The following is a 23114-nucleotide window of genomic DNA, read 5'->3' on the forward strand; positions in this document are numbered from 1 at the left end:
TTTAAAACTCTACGCATTGGTAGTGGAAAATGCAAGCAACATTTTTTGCTTGCAAGTTTAGAAATGCCTAAAAATGTTAGCCTCGAATAATACTAAAGAGCTACTCTTGAATTCAAGAGTAGCTCCAGCCAATTTTATTTAATTATTGTTATTGCATACCACCAAACTGTTGTTCAGCCATTGAAACTAGACGTTTCGTAATTTCTCCACCAACAGAACCGTTAGCACGAGAAGTTGTGTCTGGACCAAGTTGTACACCAAATTCTTGAGCAATTTCATACTTCATTTGATCTAGTGCTTGTTGAACACCAGGAACTACTAATTGGTTTGAATTGTTTGTCGCCATGTTAGTTCACCTCCTTGGTACTTATAGAATGTGTCACCTGGAGGGAAAACATGCAGAAATAAAATTGGTATTTCCTGTTAGTTCTGTCTAATATTTGTTAAAAGCGGTTGTTCAAAATTCCGGTGAAAATGACACATCGAGAACACACACTAAAACAAATCACTAAAGGACTCTTCGATATCCTTTTTGTCGTAAACCGTTATGGTCTCGATATTTTCGATTGCTTCTTCAATCGATGCTGCGAAATCATGCTTTGATTCATAATGATTGATCTTTACCCGCTTCGGTTTTGTTTTTGGAGACTTTGGTACAAAAATCGTACAACAATCCTCATATGGCAGTATGGAGGTTTCGTATGTTCCAATCTCCTGTGAAATCGAAATAACTTCCAGCTTATCCATCGCAACTAACGGACGTATGATTGGATAATTCGTTACTTCGTTTATTGCGTGCATACTCTCCATCGTCTGACTTGCTACCTGGCCGAGGTTTTCTCCTGTTGTCAGTGATAGAATTGACTCCTGTTCGCATACGCGTTCACTAATACGGAACATCATCCGTCTCATGATGGTCATCGCATACTCGTCAGGCATCTCACGGAAAATCTCTTGCTGCAGTTTCGTAAACGGTACGATATGAATTTTAATCGCTTTTCCATATTTCGTCAGCTGTTTTGCCAGATCCAATACCTTTTGCTTCGCACGTTCACTCGTAAAAGGTGGAGAGTGAAAATGAATTGCTTCTAGTTGTACACCACGCTTCATCGCTAGATAGCCTGCAACCGGACTATCAATTCCACCCGAAAGAAGCAAAAGTGATTTTCCTGATGTTCCAACAGGCAGCCCTCCTAGACCAGGAATTACACTGGAAGTAATATACGTTGCTTCTAATCGAACTTCCACCTTTATTTCCAAATCAGGCTGGTGAACATCAACAAGAATATCTTCTGTGTTTTTTAATAAATGTCCACCAAGAATTTGATTAAGCTCCTGTGAGCGTACAGGGAAATCTTTATTAATACGTTTAACAGACACTTTGAATTTTTTTACATCTGTATTCTCTTTCAACGCGTATAATGCTGCTTCTTTAATTTTTTCTAAATCATTGTCCACCATAATGGCCAAGCTTAAGCTGTGGATGCCAAATATCTTTTGAAGCTTGTCCATAATTGGTTTCGGATCTTCTCCATGTAAAAGAACGAACATTCTTCCTTGAGTTCGTTTAACTTTTACATTTGGAAAGTCTTTTAGCTTCGCTTGAATATTTTCCTGCAAGCGAATAATAAACTGCTTAATGTTTTTACCTTTTAATGACATTTCACCATAGCGAATTAATATATGATCATATTGCATAGATAATCTACTCCATTGCTTCTTTAAATTGTTTGATTGCTTTACTTAATGCTTGAATGAACAACTTCATTTCTTCCATCGTATTATCATAGGATAGGCTTACGCGTAATGCAGTTGTTGTTCGTTCACGCCCATAACCGCAAGCAGCTAATACTTTACTCTCATCCTTCAGTTTAGATGAACAAGCGGATTTCGTCGAGATATAAATCTCCTGTTCCCCAAGCATATGAATAATTACTTCTGGTTTAATACCCGGTACAGACATATTAATAATATGAGCTGCAGCAAGTTCCGGAGTGTTTACTTCTACTCCATCCATCTCATTTAATTCGTCGTACAAGTAGTTTTTCATGTTTAATAAATGATGGTGTTCATTTTTTTCACGTTCTTTTATTATACGTAATGCTTTTACAAACGAAACAGAACCAGCGAGGTTTTCCGTTCCTGATCTTATGGAGTACTCTTGATTTCCCCCATGAAGGAGCGGGAACAGTTTGGTGCGATTGTTTATATAGAGCATACCAGTACCTTTCAAACCATGAATCTTATGACCAGAAAAGGTACATATATCAATTCCACTATTTTTTAACTTGAGCGGGACCTTGCCAATACTTTGAACAGCGTCCACATGGAAGAATAGCTTCGGGTATTTCTTTGCAATTTCACCTATTTTTTCTATAGGTTGGATTGAGCCTGTTTCATTATTGACATGCATAATACTTATTAAAATCGTATCGTTACGAATTGCTTTTTCCAATTCTGTTACAGATACAACTCCGTTTTCATCTACTGGTAAATAGGTAACTTCAAACCCTAATGTTTCCAAGCTTTGACATGTCTCATATATCGAAGGATGTTCAATAGAAGATGTGATAATATGCTTTCCTCTCCCTTGATGCTCGAGGGCAATCCCTTTTACCGCTGTGTTATTCCCTTCGGTTCCACCAGAAGTAAATACAACCTCATCCACACCGATTCCAATTATGTCTGCTGCTTGTTTTTTCGCAGTCAAAAGGAGTTTCTCCGCAGTTCCACCTAATTGATGTATCGACGAAGGATTAGCAAAGTACGTGCTGGATACTTGCTGAAAGCTTTCCAGCACGGATGGATGTGGTTTTGTTGTTGCGCTGTTGTCTAAATAAATCATTTCATTAAACTCCTCATTTATAGATAGTCAAAAACAAAAAGGGAAGGCTGACCTAAGAAACTGAATAACGTTTCTTAAAGACAGCCCTCATTCGCTTATGCGGAATACCTTTGTTATTAGCTATTAACAGCCGTTTGGTTTGCTTCGATTCGCTTCAAAGCACCTGGCTCTACTTCTTCAATAGCTTTTGCTGCATTTTCAAGTGATAATTCATATTCACACGCACGGAAAAGACGCTCCGCTTCTTTCAGTTTAGCAGCAAGTTCTGAATTCTTGCTTCGGTATCTGTTTGCATACTGAATAACCTGTTCTGTTAAATATGCCTGATCTAACATAATTTCTACTTGTTCTGCAGATTGCTCCAGGGAACTTTGCGCTTCTGTTAATGCTTGCTGTACAGCCGCCATGTCCAATGGCTGCTTCTCTAACGCTTCAATAACTTTACCGTTTTTAGCAACAGCCGTCTCTATACTTGACCAAATAAAGTTTGGTACACCGGGAATATTGCTTTTCTTTAACCGGCGATTCAGGTACGTAATTTGATTTCGCATCTCAGCAAGCTTTTCTCTAGCTTCCATCTCATCTTTGCGTAAATTATGGATGCTTTTCTTAAACTCTTTATGCTTCTCTTCTAGTTCTGTTATTTTCTTAAAGCCATCCTCTACCTGCTCACGTAACTCTGTATGCGTCTTTCCTTCTTCTTCCATGTTATCAGATAGCTTTTGTAATTGTTCACTTAACTTGGCAATTGTCTTACCAACTGATAAAAATCGTTCTAAATCATTATTTTCAACATAATAAGCTTTTTTTATTTCTTCCACTTCGATTTTCGTCGCGTCGAAAGTTGCTCCAAGCTCTTCGAGGGAATTTTCATATTCAGGAATATGTGCTTCGAGATAATTTTTCGCATGTGCTTCATTCTCCAAAAGCTCATACATTTCTTTAATTCTCTCTTCACTTTCCGAGATGAGTCCATCTGCTTCAGACATGTCACCAGCTTCCAGCTGCTCCAGTACGTCCGAAATTCTTTCCTGATATGTATAGATTTCTTTTTCTAAGGAAAGATGCTCGACTCGATAACCGTCTTCTTTCATTTCCTTAATCCCTGCAAGTAAATTGTCGAATTGAGAAGGAAGATCGTGTTTACATTTTTTGTAGATTGCTGGAAATTCATTCAGAATCTCTTCTAATTCAGTTAGTTCAACTTTTACATGTTGAACAATTTGGCTCGCTTCCATATAGTCACCAGCCTCAACCAATTCATGATAAGAAGCTAATTTGTCTTCCAGCTCATCCAGCTTATTATCAAACTGAAGTTCTGCTTTTCCATAGAGATAGCGACTTTGTGAAAGTTTCTTCCGTAACGCCTTCAACACTGGTGTTAAATCAGCAACTTCCTGCCTGCTTAATTCCTCGGTTTTAAGCCATTCATCCAACTCACCTAAAATACTTTCAATGCTTTTTTCTATTCCTTGAAGTGTCTCTTCCAATTTACTCAAGACCGCATTTGCCTTCTTGATAAGGAATCGATCAGCCGCTTCTTCCGCATCAAATAAATGTTCTTCTATGTTTGGAAGTTCTTTTGTAATGATGTATTCCCAACGCTCTTTCCATGATTCGAATTTCTCTTGCGTTTCTCCGGATAAATTAAGCTTCTTAATTTTACTCAGCTGGGATGCGACATTTCTCTCCATAATATCCATCTTCCAGCTCTCTAATTGATCCACCCTGTCATAAATTCGTTTCCGGTAAATAAGTCCAATGATAATTAATACGATGATTGCTAAAATCGCTCCGATGATGTACCCCATACTATGCCTCCCAACCAGTTTCAATAAGAGGTTTCCCTGTCAAAAGTTCTATTTCTATAAAAAAATCACTTATAAATGGTCTTATTTTTTTATTGGAATATTCATTTCGTAAATATAATACATATGATACCATGGAATGAGCATTTTTGGCTAAAAAAATACAAATTAATTGCAGATTCGCCACGTTTTTTCATTTTATCACAATATGATGAAAAAACTGGAGCGGTTCAGTTCTGTTTTTTCCACACTTCAGCGTGCTGTAATACCCTCATATCTAAAAGTGCGGGAACTAAAGCCATTGAATATGGAGGGTCCCAATGAATAAAGCTTCATTTTATAAATTGATTCCGTTTCGTGGAAGCTCCCTCAATTATAAAATCAAGCCAATTTTGCATTGTTTTAACATATTTCCTTACAAAAGCTTGATGTGAATACGCCCCGACAACTTGTTCCTTCCAATCGTTGTGTAAAATGTAAGGCGTTATTAAGAGTCCTTTCAATTGCATTAGCATATACTCACGTGTATCTCCTTTTACTCTACCATTTAACGCTTCAAAGAACGTTTGCTTAATATAAAAGTTTTCCTTTGCCAAATACGTAACAGCCATCTCTCGAACGAATACAGAATCTAAAGATAGCTCACGTTGAATGAAACATGTCAATTGATGATTAGTTTGTTTATACTGTATAATAGTAAAAATTAGTCCATTCAGCTTTTCTAATGGAGATAGATTAGCAGCATTTTCCAATGATTCTTCAACTGTTTTCAGGTATTCTTCATAATAATTCGTAACGGCATATTCCAAAAGACCTTGCTTGCTTTTGAAATAATAGCTGATCAATGACACGTTAACACTTGCTTTATCTGCTATATCACGTACGGAAGTTCCATGAAAACCTTTTTGGAAAAACAGGGAAGACGCTGCCTCAATTACTTTTTGTTTGGTTGGGTTCTTTTTCATTAATTCTCATCTCCTTACATCAGTAATACGACAAAGAACCTTGTCTTTCCTGCAATTTTCGCTCGACAAAAACTGTATGCATGTCGAAATTGCACAAAAGCAGAAGCGCCTGGTTAGCGACGTACGGACTGCGCCCCGTATTTTGGGGTGGTTCGGCTTGCCGAACATTCTTACGTAGGAGATAAAGGAAACATGCCCCTTTAGGGGTATGCCGACGTTAGGCGCAGCCTGGTTTTAGTCGGCCATCCTTTACCAAGAGTCGATGTTGACTTTCACCACAAGGGTATAAGTGCGACTAAGCCTCTGGCACAGCCAGTCGGCAAGTCTTCTTTATCGTACGGAGGTGAGGGAAGTCTCGCTAGTCGCTGGGCGCTGGAGCTGGACGTAAGAACTTGTATTTTTTAAATTTAGAAAGGGGGAATTTACTTTGTTTCAGGCTACAACTTATTCAGACGACAGAGTAAAAAGTTACGAACTATTAATTAAACAATTAGATGCTTTAACAGATGGTGAGAAGGATGAGGTTGCTATTTTATCCAATGCATCAGCACTATTAAATCAATTCTTAAAAGAGGTAAACTGGGTTGGTTTTTACGTTTGGAAGGATAATGAACTTGTACTCGGCCCATTCCAAGGACTCCCAGCTTGTATTCGCATCGGCTTCGGTAAAGGTGTCTGTGGTACTGCTGTAAAAGAAAAACAAACACAACGCATTGCCGATGTCCATCAATTCCCAGGGCATATCGCATGTGACAGTGCGAGCCAATCGGAAATTGTAGTACCAATCATAATCAATGATGAAGTATACGGTGTACTTGATATTGACAGCCCTATTAAGAATCGATTTGATGAAATCGATCAAACCTACTTAGAAAAATTTGTTACTACTTTAGAAAAGCATTTACAATAACCTTAGTATAACAAAACTAGCAGCGAATCCAAGCTGCTAGTTTTATTTTTACTAAAGGGATCGACTCAGTGCTGGGACAATTTATTGTACGGCTAATTGTGAACATCAGTCTTTATTACCTAAATATCAGCTTTTCTCTCTTGATGATCAGCCAATTTTGCTTGAATATCAGCTTTTTTACCAGAAACAGCATTCATAGCCTGATTTACTCCCTGCCTTCATTTATTTTGCAATTTCTCCTTGACTTTTATCTCTAATAATTATATACTATCCTTTGTGTAAAATAATTAAGTAGCCTAAGTGAACCGACGCTTGCACTCATTTTGTTCCTTCGCGGTGGCACTAGCCCCCCAAGGTGTATCGTGTAACTCTCTGCTGCTGGAGCGATGGTACATGAAAACAAAATGAACAACGACCCGGACACGCTCGTTTTATTTTATGCAAATAAAACATAAAGGAGATATGTCCTATGTCACGTTATACTGGATCTATCTGGAAAAAATCACGCCGTCTTGGCATTTCATTAACTGGTACTGGTAAGGAATTAGATAAACGCCCTTACGCACCTGGTCAACACGGACCAACTCAGCGCAAAAAAATGTCTGAATATGGCTTGCAAATGCAAGAGAAGCAAAAACTTCGCTTCATGTACGGGTTAAACGAACGTCAATTCCGCAACCTATTCAACAAAGCTGGTAAAATGAAAGGTATCCATGGTGAAAACTTCATGATCTTACTTGAATCTCGCCTAGATAACTTAGTTTTCCGTCTTGGTCTTGCTCGCACACGCAGACAAGCACGTCAGCTAGTTAACCACGGTCACGTGTTAGTTGATGGCAAGCGCGTAGATATTCCGTCATACTCTGTAAAAACAGGTCAAACAATCAGCTTACGTGAAAAATCACAAAAGCTTGATATCGTTAAAGAAGCAATTGAAGTGAACAGCTTCGTACCTGAATACACTACATTTGACGCTGAGAAAATGGAAGGAACTTACTCTCGTTTACCTGAGCGTTCTGAACTTCCAGCTGAAATCAACGAACAACTTATCGTTGAGTTCTACTCTCGTTAAGCCAAGCGCTTATATTCAATAGTATTTCAACCCCTAGAAACCTTGTTTTATCAAGTGTTCTAGGGGGTTTCTTTTTTTATAGTGTAGATTAATGTATTTAAAGTTGGTGATTTTTGGGCGTTTTTTTCCCTATATTTTGAGGAAAGTCGCCAATCAATAACATGAGACGATACATGTGAGCAATTTTAAAACGTTCACCTCTTTTTAAGGTGTCTTAAGTTATCCTATTTGAAAGATTCCTAATACTTCTGTGCTTTGATGTTGTAATACTGTATTTATCCAATCACCTAGTAAATATAATTCTGGAATATCTGAAACAAAAACAAATTCATATTCATACTTTCCCACTTTGTTGTATAGGATGTTTTCACCTTTAAAATGTTTAGCAATAACTTTACTTATGAATTCCATTGTTTCTTCACTATTCTCTACTCGAATTTTAAATTGGTATTTATATTTGCGGTTACTCTCACCTAATGTACTAAATTCCAGAAACTTGTTGTATAATTTTATCTTCTCCTCTTCCTCTTTTGATGTTTTTGTTTTTTCTCCTTGCACTACGTTTTCTTGTTTATCTTGTTCGTGTTGTTTTTCCTTACCACCACCATCGTTCATTTTTTTATCCAGAATTTGGACCAAATCTGTTATATCGGTCATCGATATTTTATCTACTTTTATACCTACATCTTTTATATGATTTATTACTTCATTTCTCATATCAGCTACAGATGTTAAGGTACGCTGGTTATCTTTACTTTGTTGCATGGACATTGATATAGCAACTATAGCTAAAGCTATAGACACGGAACTGGAAATTATATTAAAATTAATACTGTAATCACTTAGCCAAAAAGAAAAAGATAGTATTATAACTGCAACGAGAATACTTGTTAGCCATTTCCAATCTTTATTTGTCCACCCGGAATTCATATACACTCCCTCCTCAACTATTAAATTTCGACAAACAATCTTAGAATTACCAGTTTGCTTTTATTTCAACTATTCTTTGGTAACAATGTTTCTCTTTTCCTGCTGAATCCTTTAAAATTGAAGGCTATTCAGATGCTTATGCTATTTTTCTGCTATTATCCCTCATATCTTCAAGCAATCTTACCTAATGTAGTTAAGACAGTGCCTATTGAAATATTAATTATTAATGTTGCTAATCCTGGTATCCAGATTGAGATTAAATCATCTTTCACTATTACAAAATGAACTAAAATTTTAATGACAAACGAAAGTGTTCTATGTAACCATTTTTCATTTACAAATAAAAATGTCCTTGGGCTAAAACCAGAAAACAGGATCGTTCACCATCAGTAGAACGACCCTGTTTTAACAACCATCTATAGCTTAAACTGCCCTACCAACCCATTCAATTCCTCTGCTAACTTAGCTAATTCATCTGCACTTCCTGCAACTTCCTCCATTGAACTGCTTGTTTGTTGTGAAGATGCTGATGTTTGCTCAATACCTGCTGCTGATTCTTCAGATACAGCAGCGATTTCTTGAATGGCATGATTCATTTTCTGACTGTTTGATGCTATTTCAGAAACATTTGCAGTAATGTTATTTATATTGTCTATCATTTCACTTACCGATTTTTGAATTCCTGTAAATTTTTCTCCTGTTAATCGTATTTGCTGTGTTCCATGTTTAACTTCTTCGTATCCACTATTTAGTGAAGTCGTAACGATACTAAATTCATTTTGGATATTATCCACGATACCGGAAATATCTGTTACGGAATGCGCGACTTGTTCTGCAAGTTTTCGGACTTCATCTGCAACAACAGCAAAGCCCCTCCCATGTTCACCAGCTCTCGCCGCTTCAATAGCTGCATTCAAAGCTAATAAATTTGTTTGATCGGCAATATCCCGAATCACAACTACTAGCTTCGAAATTTCTTGAGATTGAACGTCTAAACCTTGTACTTTTTGTACTGCATCTTGCACAATGGTATCAATACTTTCCATTTGATTCATGGATGAGTCCATTAAAGTAGAACCTTCACTAGTCATCTGTATTACTTGGCTAGACTCCCCTTGTACTTGGTCTGCATTTTCATTTACTTCCTCTAGTTGCTTTGTATAGATTGCCATCATGCTAGATATTTCGCCTGACTGATTTGCTTGCGTTTCTGATCCGGATGCCAATTCCTCCATCGTAGTGGATATTTGCTCTGTTCCTGAACGTACTTCATTCGCTGATTGTGTAAGCTCCTCACTGTGGGCAGTTACAGTAGTAGATACATCATTGATCTTAACCATAATGTTTCGCATGCTTTCACTCATATCATTGGAAGCTGTCACAAGCTGACCAATCTCATCAGTAGTTTTCGCCTGAAGCGGCTCTTGATTCAGGTTACCATTAGCAACTAATTGCATGCGATTCATTACCATCCGTAAAGGTCTAGTAATGGATGCAGCTGTAGCGATGGCAACGATAATGCCTAAAACGATAACTAACGCGGAAATAACAATCCCTAGGATCATGATGAAATCTCCGTTTGCTTTTACCGTATCTCCTAATTCTTGTATAATGACTTCTCTTTCGCTCGCCAATTCATTAAAACCAGCAATTAATTCATTACCGAGTGGCTGTACGGAATTTTCCATGATTTCTGTTGCGCTTTCCTCATTCCCATTTTCGAATTCAGCAAAAACCTCATCCGTTAACGTTCCCCACTCTATTTTTTTATCGATTAATACTTGCAGCTCATCTGAATCACTTAACTCCAATGCACGATTCTCTAAAGCAATGCTTGCTTCAATTCCATTTTGAAAATCATCCTTATATTGTTGGCTATCAAATAATAAATACCCACGAATCAAACTCTCACGCTCGACCATATCATATGCTAGCCCTTCGTCTACAATTAACAGCTCAAGCTCCGTATCGATTATCCCTTCTAAATCACTGTTTATTTCATTAATCGAATAAATGGTAAAGCCACTTAAAAGGATAGTTAATACAATAACAACAGAAAAGCAAAATAATATTTTAGCTCGTAAGGTTTTAAAACTAAATAGGTTTGAAAACTTCTTCATGCTGTGATACCCCATTCTATATAATAGTAGTCTACTATATTTCTTCTATTGACTCCTTTTCCGAAATCAACTTGATAAATATATAGCTCTTTCTATTCTATATCGTATTACTTCAAAAATAGTTTAAGTAGTTATCCTAATTTTACAGAGAATTAACCATTCTAATTATTATGATAACTGTTTATTTCCTTATAATAATAGACCTCAAATCCTTGTCTCTCAAGAATTTGAGGTCTATTTATAACGAGGTTCATGTTTTTTCCATACATTGACTCACATTAATCATTTAACCCATTTTCTATATATTGTTTCAACGCATCCAAATCTTTCGCACAAGCTTTTTTAAACGTACCACCCATCATTTTACCGAAGAATTTCGCCATGCCAGTTAGTTCATTAATTTCTCCAGATAACGTAACATCCGTATCCATATCGTTTTCCGAAAAGAGATTGTACGTGTAAATAAACTCTCCCTTCCCTGTTGTTCCTTTTGTTCCATCACAGCGAAGAACGATTTTCTCTGGATGTACTAGCTGAACAACTTCAAAGTGCTCTGTCGCTTTTTGTCCGAATATTTTTCTTGTTTCCAGCCACTGACTCCCCTCTTGAACTGGGCCCTCATCTAATCGCTCAATTCCTCCAAAGCCCTGCATCCACTCTTTTGCATCATCTAGATCGATCAGGCTTTCATAAACTTTTTCTTGTGATGCATGAATGGTTCGATGCACTTGAAATCGAATACTCAAATGAACTTCCTCCCTCGAATCGTTTCATAAACTAATTCATTTCTATTAATTCAAATTCTTCCTTCAAAATCGAATACAGCTTTAAGTCTTCATGTTTTCCCTTTACTAGCATCCCTTTACGGACAATCCCTTCAAACGTCATTCCGAGCTTTTCCATTACGCGCTCGGAACCGATATTTGCGACAAAGCACCTTGCTTGAATTCGGATTAAATCCATATTGGAAAATCCAAATGCTATGACTGACTTAGCCGCTTCTGTCGTTAAACCACATCCCCAGTAGTCTTGGTGGATACAATATGCAATTTCTGCACTTTGATGAGTTGGGTTCCATGATGCAAGGTCAACCGTTCCTATAATCTTTCCTGTCTTTTTATATTCCATCCCCCATGGTGCTAAACTTTTCTTTTTATAATTGTTTAAGATGAATTCGACGAACGCTTCTGTATCTGCTAGCGATTGATGCGGGTTCCACGTAACAAATCTTGTTACCTCTGGATCTGAACAGTATGCATACATATCTGGTACATCTGGTTTCGTTATTTTTCTAAGTATGAGACGTTCTGTTTCAATTTTTGGCAAATCACTATAAGTGTCTTCTTTAATCATCGAAACCCTCCATTCGTTCTACTCATTATAAAGGATTTTTTCGAATATTAAAGCAGCTAAATTAAATAAGGCACGAATGTCATTACATCCGTGCCAAGTATTCGTTCTCTTTAAAATTGCACAAGAAAATATTTCTTCTTTCCACGGCGAATGATTGTAAACTGGTCTTCAATACGATCATCCGCTGTTACCACATAATTAACATCTTGTTGTCTTTCCCCATTAATAGATACAGCCCCATTGCCAATATCCTCTCTTGCTTGTCGTTTCGATGAAGAAATGGAAGCTTGCACTAATAGGTCCACCAAGTTAATATCCTCTTTTTCCGCTTCGTATGTTGGTACATCCTTAAAGCCTTGCTCAATATCACTTGCGGATAACTCCTTCAAGTCACCGCTAAATAATGCTGCTGATATCTTAATGGCCTGATTCAGCGCTGCTTCGCCATGAATCGATCTTGTCATTTCTTCCGCAAGACGTTTTTGAGCAACACGATTTTCCGGATGCTGTTCTACTTCTTGCTCAAGGACTGCAATTTCTTCCTCAGGTAAAAATGTGAAATAACGTAAGAATTTAGCAACATCACGATCATCTGTATTAATCCAGAACTGGTAAAATTCATATGGTGTCGTTTTTTCTGGGTCTAACCATACCGCGTTTCCAGCTGTTTTGCCGAATTTTGTACCATCTGCTTTTGTAATGAGTGGTACTGTTAGTCCGAATACTTTTATTTGTTCGTCTTCATCTTCTCTGGAACGGCGGATAAGTTCCATCCCTGCAGTGATATTTCCCCATTGGTCACTACCGCCAATTTGTAAAGTACAATTTTCCTGTTCGTACAATTTAAGGTAGTCAAGCGACTGCAAAATCATATAGCTGAATTCGGTAAATGTAATTCCTTGTTCAATTCGGGCAGAAACAGATTCCTTTGCAAGCATGTAGTTGATTCCAAAATGTTTTCCTGCATCCCGCAGAAAATCAATAATTGTCATATTGCCAAGCCAGTCATGGTTATTTCTTGACTGTACCGGATTATCACCTTGATCAGTATCAACTAGTTTACTAATTTGCTCTCTGATTTTCTCTGTAAACCCGTGGACAACCTCGCTCGTGTTCAAGGAACGTTCACTGGACCTTCCGCTTGGATCGCCAATCATTCCTGTTCCTCCACCTACAAGCGCAATCGGCTTATGTCCAGCTTGTTGGAATCTTTTTAACATGGTTAATGGCACTAAATGGCCAATATGCAGACTATCGGCTGTTGGGTCAAAGCCACAGTATAATGTAATTTGGTTTTCTTTCAAATGCTTTTCTAGCCCTTCTCGGTCCGTTACTTGATGGACCAGCCCTCGGTTTTCAAGATCTTGTAAAATGTCCATTCTCCACACTCCATTACTTTTTTATTAAAAAACCTGGCATTTGCAATCCTTTTAGCAAATACCTTAGTTCACTTATGCAGATAAGGCAGTTTCACACTTTCTTATCTGCAAACCAAAAAACTCGCCCCTAAAAAAAGGGACGAGCTGAACACGCGGTACCACCCTTGTTGCTAAAAAAATAGCCACTTGGGATTGTTAACGATGTCTCCACCGTTCTTTCCGTAAAGGAAGTTCAACAGTCGGTAAAAATGGCACTTCGAATTTCTTCGTTGGCCCTTTTTATCCTAGTTTAAAACATACACTACTCCTACCGAAAGAAATGCTCCAGATTGTAATTCACTTGCAAATGTATACTGGCTTGCACCTTCCGCCAGCTCTCTTTAATAGGGATTTGCTAAGCTACTGCGATCTTTCATCACATCATATCAAAAGATGCTCAACAAGCAGCTAAATAGAATTGAGAAATTCCTCTTTATCCTTGTTCTTGAACATGCAATATGTATTATATACATTCATAACACATCTGTAATGCAATTGCAATATTTAATTTCTAAATACGATACAACAAAAAACACTCATATGCTATAATATATATGAAATTTAGGGGGTTCACAAATGGAATTTAAAGAAAAAATGCTCGAATATAAGAAGAAGCTGTCGACCCTATGGAAAACAGGGAAAATCCAGCGTTCATCACGCGTTACCTACGATGTGGTGTGGAATGTTATTTTATTCGTTCTTGTTATAGGTTTTATTGGATTTATTTTTGCAGGAGCTGTTGGAGCGGGCTATTTCGCATCGCTTGTAAAGGATGAACCAATTCGTAGCTATGAGACGATGGCTCAGGATATTTATGATTACTCAGAAACATCGAAACTATACTTTGCTGATGATGTTTACTTTGGTGATATAAACTCCGATATACATCGTGAAGAAACAACATTAGAGAATATTTCACCAATTTTAACGCAGGCCGTTATTGCTACAGAAGATGAATATTTTAATGAGCATAAAGGAATTGTACCAAAGGCAATTCTTCGTGCAATGGTTCAGGAAGTTACCAATTCTTCTATCCAAACTGGTGGGAGTACATTAACACAGCAATTGATTAAAAACCAAATTCTTACTGATGAGGTTTCTTTTGAAAGAAAAGCAGTTGAAATGTTGCTCGCGCTGCGCTTAGAAAGATTTTTTGAAAAAGAGGAGATTCTGGAAGCCTACTTAAACATTGTGCCGTATGGCAGGGATGCTTCAGGCAGAAATATTGCTGGTGTTCAAACAGCTTCAAAGGGGATTTTTGGTATTGATGCTGATGAAGTTAATCTTCCTCAGGCCGCATATCTCGCTGGACTACCCCAAAGCCCTTCATCCTACACACCGTTTGTCAATAGTGGTGGTCTAAAGGATGAAGCAGGTATCCAACCAGGAATAAACCGAATGAAAACAGTACTTAATCGCATGTATGATATGGAGTACATTACAAAGGAAGAATACGAAGAAGCATTAGAATATGATATTGTCGCAGATTTCTCTGAAAAAAGTCCATCTCCAAGGGAAACATATCCAGTATTAACCTTTGAAATTGAGGAAAGAGCGACCAAGCTCATTAAAAAAATTCTCGCTGAAGAAGATGGGTATACATCAGGGGATCTTAATAAAAATGAAGCTTTAAACAAGGAATATGAAGAGCTTGCATCACGTGCGCTAAGAAATAACGGTTATGAAATTCATTCCACAATTGACAAAGAAATTTACGATGCTTTCCAGGAAATCGGTAAAAATTATGAGCACTATGGGCGCGATCATACGTTTACAGTAACGGATGATGAAACGGGTGAAACAACGAGCTGGACAGAGGAAGTACAGGCTGCCGGAATGATGATTGAAAACAATTCAGGCAGAATTATTAGCTTCTTTGGTAATCGTGCTCCAAGCTTAGATAATCATTATAACTATGCTACTCATGCAGTCCGTTCGAACGGAAGTACGATCAAGCCTATACTGGATTATGCACCAGCACTTGAAAAAGGTGCCGTCCAACCTGGAACTCCGATAGCAGATTACCCAAGAACATTCCCAAACCCTGGAGGCGCACCGTATGAAGTAAGCAACTATGGTAACGCCAGCTATGGAATGGTTTCTGCACGGAGAGCATTAGCTGGTTCTTACAACATCCCAGCAGTGGATACGTATATGAAAATAATTCAGGACAATCCTGCTAAAGAATATTTAGAGAAAATGGGGATCACTACATTAACATCCGGTGATTACGTCCAACCTTCCCTTTCCTTAGGAGGAATGGATCGAGGTGTAACCGTAGAAGAAAATATCAATGCATTTAGTACACTTGGTAATAACGGTAATTTTTCGGACGGTTATATGATCGAAAAAATCGTATCAAAAGATGGAGATATCCTATATGAACATAAATCCGATCCGGTAGAAGTGTTTACGCCTCAAACAAGTTATTTAACACTTGATATGATGCGCGATGTCATTACATCAGGTACCGGGGCATACCTAAACTCACAATTAAAACATGGTGGAGTTGATTGGGCAGGTAAAACCGGAACATCGAACGATTATAAGGATGCCTGGTTTGTTGCCATCAACCCTAACGTTACCTTTGGTACTTGGATTGGGTATAAGACTCCAGCATCCGTTTATGATCCAAGCTATCCACTTAACTATAGCCAGCGTAATATGAAGCTTTGGTCCGAATTTATTAATGCAGCATCAGATATCAAACCAGAGCTTGTTGCACCGAAGGATAAATTCGAACGTCCTGGTGGAATCGTCGAGCGTAGCTACTGTTCTATTTCCGGAATGCTTCCATCGGAATTATGTGAAAAAGCTGGATTAGTAAAAACTGATTTATTTAATGAAAAATTCGTACCTACCGAAAAGGATGATAGTCTTATTTCTGGAAACCAAGTGCTTGTCGATGGAAAATCAGTAAAAGCTGGTTCCAATACACCTAGTGAATTTACGAATGGCAATGGAGTTACCTTTAATCCTGAATGGTTAAAACGAAATGGATTTGATAAACTCAGTGATCTTTCTGTCCTGTACCCTAGAGGTGAGGATGGAGAGAAGTGGAGGAAAATTGGCATTCCTAGTGGGTCTGCGGGGAGCTCGATCGAAGATGATGGCAAAGCACCTGGGGCACCAACATCAGTTAAAAAGTCAGGTAATAAGCTAACTTGGAGTAAGCCTGATAATAACGATATTGTTGGTTACCGTATTTATCGCGCAAACTCATCCGGCGGAGATTTTAAACTGGTCGGCAACTCCAGTCAAACCGAATATAATATTGGCGATGAAAATGCTGTATATACGATAAAAGCAATCGACTACTCTGGAAATGAATCCAAAGCATCGTCTGAATTTACGGTTGGTGACAAACCAAAGGATGATAATACATCCAATAAGGATAAAGACGATGATAACAAGGATGAAAAAGCAACGGATAATAAAGATAAAAAAAATGACAGCAATAATAAAAACAAATCAGATGATGATTAATGGATGATATATTTTTGAGGGAGCTTTTTAGCTCTCTCTTTTTTTATCACTCCACCTCCCCTACTATGCCTCTAAATGCCAGCCTATTCTTTTCGATAAACTTTCACAAAATACTAAAAATAGTAATTGAAATGCTGTATAATAGATGTATGAAAGCGGATTAAATACAGGTGGTGAACAAATGGAGCATGTAAAGACTTTTCACAGTATTTCTTACGAGACCGCTCAAGGAACCATCATTATTGAAGGACCATTATCTGCAACCGAGTTAAGCCAGTACTATTTCCATGAACAACTGACCGCTTTCCGGCCTGCAGCAAAACAATTCGAAGCCCTCCTTGAGATAGCTGAATTTCCAGAGGGAAGAATTATAGTTGCCAGAACAACAGATACAATTGTCGGCTATGTCACATACTTACATCCCGATCCCCTTGAAAGATGGTCAACGTTTAATATGGAAGATTTGATAGAATTAGGTGCAATTGAAATGATTCCTGCGTATCGCGGGGAGAGGGTTGCCTCAAACCTTTTAAAGGTTTCCATGATGGACGAGTATATGGAAAACTATATCATTATCTCTACTGAATATTATTGGCACTGGGATTTAGAAGGAACGAAATTAAGCATTTGGAATTACCGCAAAATCATGGAGAAAATGATGGCTGCAGGCGGATTGCTTCCTGCACCGACAGACGATCCTGAAATAATTTCTCACCCAGCAAACTGTTTAATGGTTCGAATCGGGAAAAATGTTCACGAGGAGTCCATTCAACAATTCGATAAACTTCGCTTTTTAGCACGAAATAAATATCGGGACATGAGAGAAGGTTTATAATATGCATGTTGAAGAGGTTATGAAAAAGGAAGTCGTAACACTCAAGCCTGGAGCAACAATTTCAAACGCATTAGAGCTACTGGAAAAGCATCGCATCCGTCATATTACCATCGTGGATGATGCTAACCAGGTGATTGGAATTGTTTCCGACCGCGATGTACGTGATGCTAGTCCATCAACATTTATTAAAGATGCAGATAACAGTGAATTGCAAAATGAAATCCAAACAATTATGAGTCATCCCGTGATTACGATTCATCCAATGGATTTTGTCGAAGAAATTGCTTCGATTTTTTATGATAAAGAAATTGCTTGTCTTCCAGTTGTCCGTAATAATCGTTTAGTTGGGGTTGTTACAGAAAAAGACATGCTTTATACATTGATCCAATTAACAGGCACCCATGTTCAAAGTTCCTTAATTGAAGTAAAGGTTCCTGACAGACCTGGAATTCTGCCTGAAGTTACAGCTATTTTCGGAAAAAGAAAAACGAATATTGCCTCGGTCTTAGTTTATCCGTATAAAAGTGATTTAGATTATAAAGTTCTCGTATTCCGTATCCAGACAATGAATCCAATGCCTATTATCCAAGACTTGCGCAATGCTGGCTATGAATTGCTGTGGCCAAACGATGGGCTTGGGCTGACATAATGCGAAACAATTCGGCCTTTGTCTTTTCCAATGATTATCTTACCTATCATTTTCATAAAGATCACCCCTTTAACCACAAAAGGGTGCAATTAGCGAAGGAATTATTGGAATTGAGTGGTGCTTTAACAAATCAGGATATTATTCCTGCAAGGATGGCAACGGATGAAGAGCTTGCACTATTTCATGATTATGATTATATCGATGCGGTGAAACGAGCTGGGCGAGGCGGGTTAAACGAAAAAGCAGGACAGGAGTATGGTTTAGGAACGGAAGACACACCGATTTTTAAAAATATGCATGAGGCAAGTAGCTTTTTAGTTGGCGGTACATTAACCGCTGTTGATGAAGTAATTAGCGGCAACAAAGATCATGTGCTTAATCTTGGAGGTGGGTTACATCATGGTTTTGAGCGAAAGGCTTCTGGATTTTGCATTTACAACGATAGTGCAGTTGCAATCAAATATATTCGTGAAAAATACAAATTAAGAGTGTTATATATTGATACCGATGCCCACCATGGTGATGGCGTACAATGGGCGTTCTATGATGATCCAAATGTATGTACCTTCTCGATTCATGAAACAGGAAGATACCTTTTCCCTGGAACAGGAAATGTGAATGAGCGTGGTATTAAGGAAGGGCATGGGTATTCCTTTAACCTTCCAATTGATGCCTTTACACAGGATGAATCCTTTCTGCATGTCTATGAAACTGCAGTAAGAGAAATTGCAGCATTTTTCAAGCCGGATGTCATTGTGACCCAGAATGGGGCTGATGCGCATTGTTTTGATCCTTTAACACACCTTTGTGGCACAATGGCAATTTATGATCGAATACCGTTCGTGGCACATGAATTGGCACACGAGTACTGTAATGGAAAATGGATTGCAATTGGTGGTGGAGGGTATGATATGTGGCGTGTTGTTCCGCGTGCCTGGGCACAAATATGGAATGTGATGAAGCATGGCAAACCAGCAGCAGGAGCTATTCCAGTTCAATGGATAGAGAAGTGGCAAAACGAATCTCCTGTCAGGCTACCAGCCAACTGGCATGATAGTGAAGAAGCTATTCCAGAGATTCCTAGAAAGGCTGAGATCTCAGAGAAAAATGAACAATTATTAAAAAGTCTATTAAAGTATACGAAACCAATTCGGTAGACATCGAAAATTAGATTCCTATAAGTAAGGCAAGAAGCTGTCCATTCTGGACAGCTTCTTGCCTCGTGAATCGATATTAGATTCTGATCTTCATATCCTTACGCTTCATTTATACGCTCTCCAACGAAGCTTTCGTTATGCCCAACATCTTTTCTTTCTTTTGCTTCATTTGAAAGAAAGGCACTAAGCTTCTCTTCTAAAATTCGCGGATTTTGTCCCGATTGAACACCAATAATACCTTCAATAATAATTTGCTTTGTAAAAACCTCTTCCTCTGTCTTTGCTTCAAGCTTGCTAGCCATAGGATGGAAAAACAGATTAGCCAGTACAGTTCCATAAAGGGTCGTAAGGAGCGCTACTGCCATACTCGGACCTAACGTTCCAGGATCCTCTAACGTATTCAGCATGAGAACAAGACCGATTAATGTTCCAATCATTCCCCATGCAGGTGCATAATCTCCTGCCTTTTCAAAAAGTACTCTCCCTTTGTAATGTCGGTCTTCCAAAGCTGTAATTTCAGCATTCATAATATCAGTAATAACCTCTGGATCAATACCATCTACCGCAAGCAGTATACCCTTTTTAATAAATGGGTCTTCAACTTCCTCGAGCTCATTTTCCAATGCGAGAATGCCTTCCCTTCTCGCCCGCTCTGAAAGACGCACGAATAGTTTAATTAGTTCAGGAAGCTGCATATCATTTTTATGAAATGCCTCCTTCATGATCTTACCTGTTAATTTAATTTGGTCCATTTTGAATGTGACCAGCATGGAAGCAACTAAGCCTCCGAGTACAATAAATACGGAAGGTATGTCAGCAAACGATGCAACCCCCTCCGTACCACTATTCGTCATAATTGCTAACATAAGCATAATAAAACCTAGAGTAATACCAATTGGAGTTAGGAAATCGCGTTTTCTCATATTCATTTAGCTCCCTATGTTACTTTACTAAAACAAGAAGAGTTCAAAAGGTTACCTATTTCCGCAGCATAAGCTCTTCAAATTGGTTGGTAACATTTTGAACATCTATCTAATTTACTATTTATATCGGTATTATTTTTCTAATGTTGAGTTTCTTAATTCAAGTCGATGTGGTAATACAACATTATTATCTTCTACTTCTTCTTTATTCATATATTTTGTAAGCAGACGCATTGCTACTGCACCAATATCATAGGTTGGTTGTACAACTGTAGTCAATGTAGGTCGCACCATTGTTGCAAGTCTTGTGTTATCAAAGCCAAATACTTCGAGATCATTTGGTACATCTAATCCCCTGTCCTGTGCTCCATGAATAACACCTAGTGCAAGCTCATCATAAGTTACAAATATAGCAGTCGGTTTTTCATCCAAGTTTGCGAAATATTCTACTGCATCTAATCCCGTTTGATAAGCATAAACGCCTCTGTAAATGAATTCTTCATTAATTTCAATAGAAGCTTCCTTGAGCGCACGAACGTATCCATTATATTTTAATGTATTAACACCAAAATCTAAATTACTTGCAACTAATGCAGGGTGTTTGTGTCCTTTATCGATCAAATGTTTAGTCGCTTCATATGCCGCGAGTTCATAATCGATATTTACTGAAGGAATCTGATCTGCGGGATCATACGTAGCTGCAAGTACAACTGGTACAGAAGACGTTTTGAATTGTTGGATATGATCCTCGTCGATGCTGCCTCCCATAAATAAAATTCCGTCCACTTGTTTTTCTAGCATCGTATTGATGAGTTGCAGTTCTTTATCTTTGTTCTGATCCGAACTACTCAAAATAATATTATATTTATACATCGTTGCAATGTCTTCAATTCCTCGGGCAAGTTCGGAAAAGAAGATATTCGATATATCTGGAATAATCGCTCCTACAGTAGTTGTTTTTTTACTTGCCAATCCTCTAGCCACTGCATTTGGACGATAGCCTAATCGTTCAATCGTTGCTAATACTTTTTTACGTGTTGTTGGTTTTACATTCGGATTTCCGTTAACAACACGAGACACTGTAGCCATTGAAACATTCGCCTCACGAGCTACATCATATATCGTTATGTTCATCTAAAGTCTACCTCCTAATATTACAAATCGACTTCTATTCTTTATATAATACTCTAGGATGAAAAAAATTACAAAAAAAATCTTAAAAACCAAGAAATTGTCCTAAAATGTACACAAATGCGAGTTCATCCACTATTAGTTTTAACAAAAAACAATACTAGCATACTTCTATTACTTACTGAAGTGAAAGTTATGAAAATGAATTTCCAAAAATGCTATACGATCATACGGCTTCATAAGCATATCATTATATAAGCGTCAGTGATAGTCGACAATGTTAATGGCACTCATTATTATAACGAAAGGAGGATTTTCATTACCTCCTCCCAAAAAAAAGAAAGGCTGCATAATTGCAGCCTTTCTTCTACTATTATCTATTTCAATCGATTTTCGATACCTTTAAGCTCTTCAAAGAATATATCGAATGTTGGAATGTCCATTTGCTGTGCAGAGTCGGATAACGCCACCGCAGGATCTGGATGTACTTCAGCCATAACACCATCAGCTCCAATTGCAAGTGCTGCCTTTGCAGTCGGTAGTAGTAAGTCACGTCTTCCTGTCGAATGTGTAACATCAACCATTACCGGAAGATGTGTTTCTTGTTTCAAAATTGGAACTGCTGAAATATCTAATGTGTTACGTGTTGCTTTTTCGTATGTTCGGATACCACGTTCACATAAAATAATATTCCCATTACCACGGGAAATAATGTACTCTGCTGCATTGATGAATTCAGAAATCGTTGCCGATAAACCACGTTTTAATAGTACTGGTTTATTTGTATCCCCTGCGGCCTTCAATAATTCAAAGTTTTGCATGTTTCTTGCACCAATTTGAATCACATCAATGTAATCAACAGCTTCTTCAATATGTGCTGGGTTTACAATCTCACTAATTACCGCTAAATCATATTCATCAGCAACTCGTTTTAAAATTTGGAGTCCTTCTACGCCAAGTCCTTGGAAATCGTAAGGTGAAGTTCTAGGCTTAAATGCTCCCCCACGCAGTAATTTAAGTCCTTTACTTTTTACAGATTCCGCAACTGCAGCCACCTGCTCATAGCTTTCAACTGCACACGGTCCAAAAACATAGCTAGTGTTACCATTTCCTACTTTAGCACCTTTAATGTCAATCACTGTATTTTCAGGTTTCTTTTTTCGAGAAACGAGTAATGCTTTACTATGATCATCTTCCTGCAATTCCAAACTCGCTTTAAAAATTTCTTTAAAAATATGCTCCAGTGTTGAATTTTGAAAAGGACCATTATTGTTATCCTTAATTTTATCCAACATTTCTCTTTCACGTACTGGATCAAATCGTTTGATACTTTGCTTTGTTTTCAACTGACCGATTTGCTGAACAATCTCTGCACGACGGTTTATTAATTCCAAAATTTCTAAATTCACATCATCCATCTGAACTCTAAGCTGTTCCATTTCATTACTCATTTCCAGTCCCCCTGAAGTCATTTTTTAATAATTAGAGACAATTATAGCTAAAATTCTTTTA

At 37.9% G+C, this 23114-nt stretch carries 19 protein-coding genes and 1 other annotated feature; of the genes, 6 read left to right on the forward strand and 13 right to left on the reverse strand.

Features of this window, described 5'->3' with window-relative positions; translation table 11 throughout:
• Window positions 1-148 precede the first annotated feature (148 nt).
• From NYE61_RS04400 to refZ, 5 genes are all read right to left on the reverse strand, one after another.
• The gene (locus tag NYE61_RS04400; protein ID WP_095307354.1) at window positions 149-346 is read right to left on the reverse strand and encodes an alpha/beta-type small acid-soluble spore protein; all 198 of its coding nucleotides are present in this window, start codon (window positions 344-346) and stop codon (window positions 149-151) included.
• A gap of 149 nt (window positions 347-495) precedes the next feature.
• Window positions 496-1698, reverse strand: coding sequence for a tRNA uracil 4-sulfurtransferase ThiI (gene thiI, locus NYE61_RS04405; RefSeq protein WP_095307355.1), 1203 nt, complete (start codon window positions 1696-1698; stop codon window positions 496-498).
• 7 nt (window positions 1699-1705) lie between these two features.
• A complete protein-coding gene (locus NYE61_RS04410; RefSeq protein ID WP_303447429.1) occupies window positions 1706-2845 on the reverse strand; it encodes a cysteine desulfurase family protein in 1140 nt (379 codons plus the stop codon).
• Window positions 2846-2961: 116 nt separating this feature from the next.
• Window positions 2962-4656, reverse strand: coding sequence for a septation ring formation regulator EzrA (ezrA, locus tag NYE61_RS04415; RefSeq protein WP_303447430.1), 1695 nt, complete (start codon window positions 4654-4656; stop codon window positions 2962-2964).
• 329 nt (window positions 4657-4985) lie between these two features.
• On the reverse strand, window positions 4986-5618 hold the full coding sequence (gene refZ / locus NYE61_RS04420; protein ID WP_118889043.1) for a forespore capture DNA-binding protein RefZ: 633 nt from the start codon (window positions 5616-5618) through the stop codon (window positions 4986-4988).
• A gap of 427 nt (window positions 5619-6045) precedes the next feature.
• On the opposite strand from refZ, the gene NYE61_RS04425 reads away from it, so the two are divergent.
• Both NYE61_RS04425 and rpsD read left to right on the forward strand, forming a co-directional pair.
• Window positions 6046-6528 carry a GAF domain-containing protein gene (locus NYE61_RS04425; protein ID WP_303447431.1) on the forward strand — a complete coding sequence of 161 codons (483 nt, stop codon included), beginning with the start codon at window positions 6046-6048 and terminating at the stop codon, window positions 6526-6528.
• Window positions 6529-6997: 469 nt separating this feature from the next.
• On the forward strand, window positions 6998-7600 hold the full coding sequence (gene rpsD, locus NYE61_RS04430) for a 30S ribosomal protein S4 (RefSeq protein WP_095307362.1): 603 nt from the start codon (window positions 6998-7000) through the stop codon (window positions 7598-7600).
• A gap of 219 nt (window positions 7601-7819) precedes the next feature.
• On the opposite strand, the gene NYE61_RS04435 is transcribed toward rpsD, so the two are convergent.
• The 5 genes from NYE61_RS04435 to tyrS form a co-directional block, all read right to left on the reverse strand.
• Window positions 7820-8530, reverse strand: coding sequence for a hypothetical protein (locus NYE61_RS04435; protein ID WP_118889042.1), 711 nt, complete (start codon window positions 8528-8530; stop codon window positions 7820-7822).
• Window positions 8531-8946: 416 nt separating this feature from the next.
• Window positions 8947-10650 carry a methyl-accepting chemotaxis protein gene (locus tag NYE61_RS04440; protein WP_303447432.1) on the reverse strand — a complete coding sequence of 568 codons (1704 nt, stop codon included), beginning with the start codon at window positions 10648-10650 and terminating at the stop codon, window positions 8947-8949.
• Between the two features lie 278 nt (window positions 10651-10928).
• The gene (locus tag NYE61_RS04445; protein ID WP_118889040.1) at window positions 10929-11396 is read right to left on the reverse strand and encodes an SRPBCC family protein; all 468 of its coding nucleotides are present in this window, start codon (window positions 11394-11396) and stop codon (window positions 10929-10931) included.
• Between the two features lie 31 nt (window positions 11397-11427).
• A complete protein-coding gene (locus tag NYE61_RS04450) occupies window positions 11428-12003 on the reverse strand; it encodes a GNAT family protein (protein ID WP_303447433.1) in 576 nt (191 codons plus the stop codon).
• A 110-nt stretch (window positions 12004-12113) separates the two neighbouring features.
• The gene (tyrS, locus tag NYE61_RS04455) at window positions 12114-13382 is read right to left on the reverse strand and encodes a tyrosine--tRNA ligase (RefSeq protein ID WP_095307368.1); all 1269 of its coding nucleotides are present in this window, start codon (window positions 13380-13382) and stop codon (window positions 12114-12116) included.
• Window positions 13383-13514: 132 nt separating this feature from the next.
• Window positions 13515-13807 (reverse strand) — a binding site (T-box leader).
• Between the two features lie 190 nt (window positions 13808-13997).
• Here tyrS and NYE61_RS04460 point away from each other — a divergent pair.
• The 4 genes from NYE61_RS04460 (at window position 13998) to NYE61_RS04475 (ending at window position 19548) form a co-directional block, all read left to right on the forward strand.
• The gene (locus NYE61_RS04460; RefSeq protein WP_303447435.1) at window positions 13998-16907 is read left to right on the forward strand and encodes a transglycosylase domain-containing protein; all 2910 of its coding nucleotides are present in this window, start codon (window positions 13998-14000) and stop codon (window positions 16905-16907) included.
• Between the two features lie 181 nt (window positions 16908-17088).
• A complete protein-coding gene (locus NYE61_RS04465; protein ID WP_095307371.1) occupies window positions 17089-17742 on the forward strand; it encodes a GNAT family N-acetyltransferase in 654 nt (217 codons plus the stop codon).
• A 1-nt stretch (window position 17743) separates the two neighbouring features.
• The gene (locus NYE61_RS04470) at window positions 17744-18391 is read left to right on the forward strand and encodes an acetoin utilization AcuB family protein (protein ID WP_095307372.1); all 648 of its coding nucleotides are present in this window, start codon (window positions 17744-17746) and stop codon (window positions 18389-18391) included.
• A complete protein-coding gene (locus NYE61_RS04475; protein ID WP_303447436.1) occupies window positions 18391-19548 on the forward strand; it encodes an acetoin utilization protein AcuC in 1158 nt (385 codons plus the stop codon). Before NYE61_RS04470 ends, NYE61_RS04475 begins: the two co-directional genes overlap by 1 nt.
• A gap of 98 nt (window positions 19549-19646) precedes the next feature.
• Here the strand turns inward: NYE61_RS04475 and motP are convergent, their stop codons facing one another.
• The 3 genes from motP to NYE61_RS04490 form a co-directional block, all read right to left on the reverse strand.
• On the reverse strand, window positions 19647-20471 hold the full coding sequence (gene motP / locus NYE61_RS04480; protein WP_118889034.1) for a flagellar motor protein MotP: 825 nt from the start codon (window positions 20469-20471) through the stop codon (window positions 19647-19649).
• Window positions 20472-20603: 132 nt separating this feature from the next.
• Window positions 20604-21605 (reverse strand): catabolite control protein A, encoded by a 1002-nt coding sequence (gene ccpA / locus NYE61_RS04485; RefSeq protein WP_095307375.1) that lies wholly within the window; start codon window positions 21603-21605, stop codon window positions 20604-20606.
• A gap of 374 nt (window positions 21606-21979) precedes the next feature.
• Window positions 21980-23053 (reverse strand): bifunctional 3-deoxy-7-phosphoheptulonate synthase/chorismate mutase, encoded by a 1074-nt coding sequence (locus NYE61_RS04490; RefSeq protein ID WP_095307376.1) that lies wholly within the window; start codon window positions 23051-23053, stop codon window positions 21980-21982.
• Window positions 23054-23114: the final 61 nt, after the last annotated feature.

Source organism: Oceanobacillus sp. FSL W7-1304 (assembly GCF_037969805.1).
Lineage (GTDB): Bacteria > Bacillota > Bacilli > Bacillales > Amphibacillaceae > Oceanobacillus > Oceanobacillus profundus.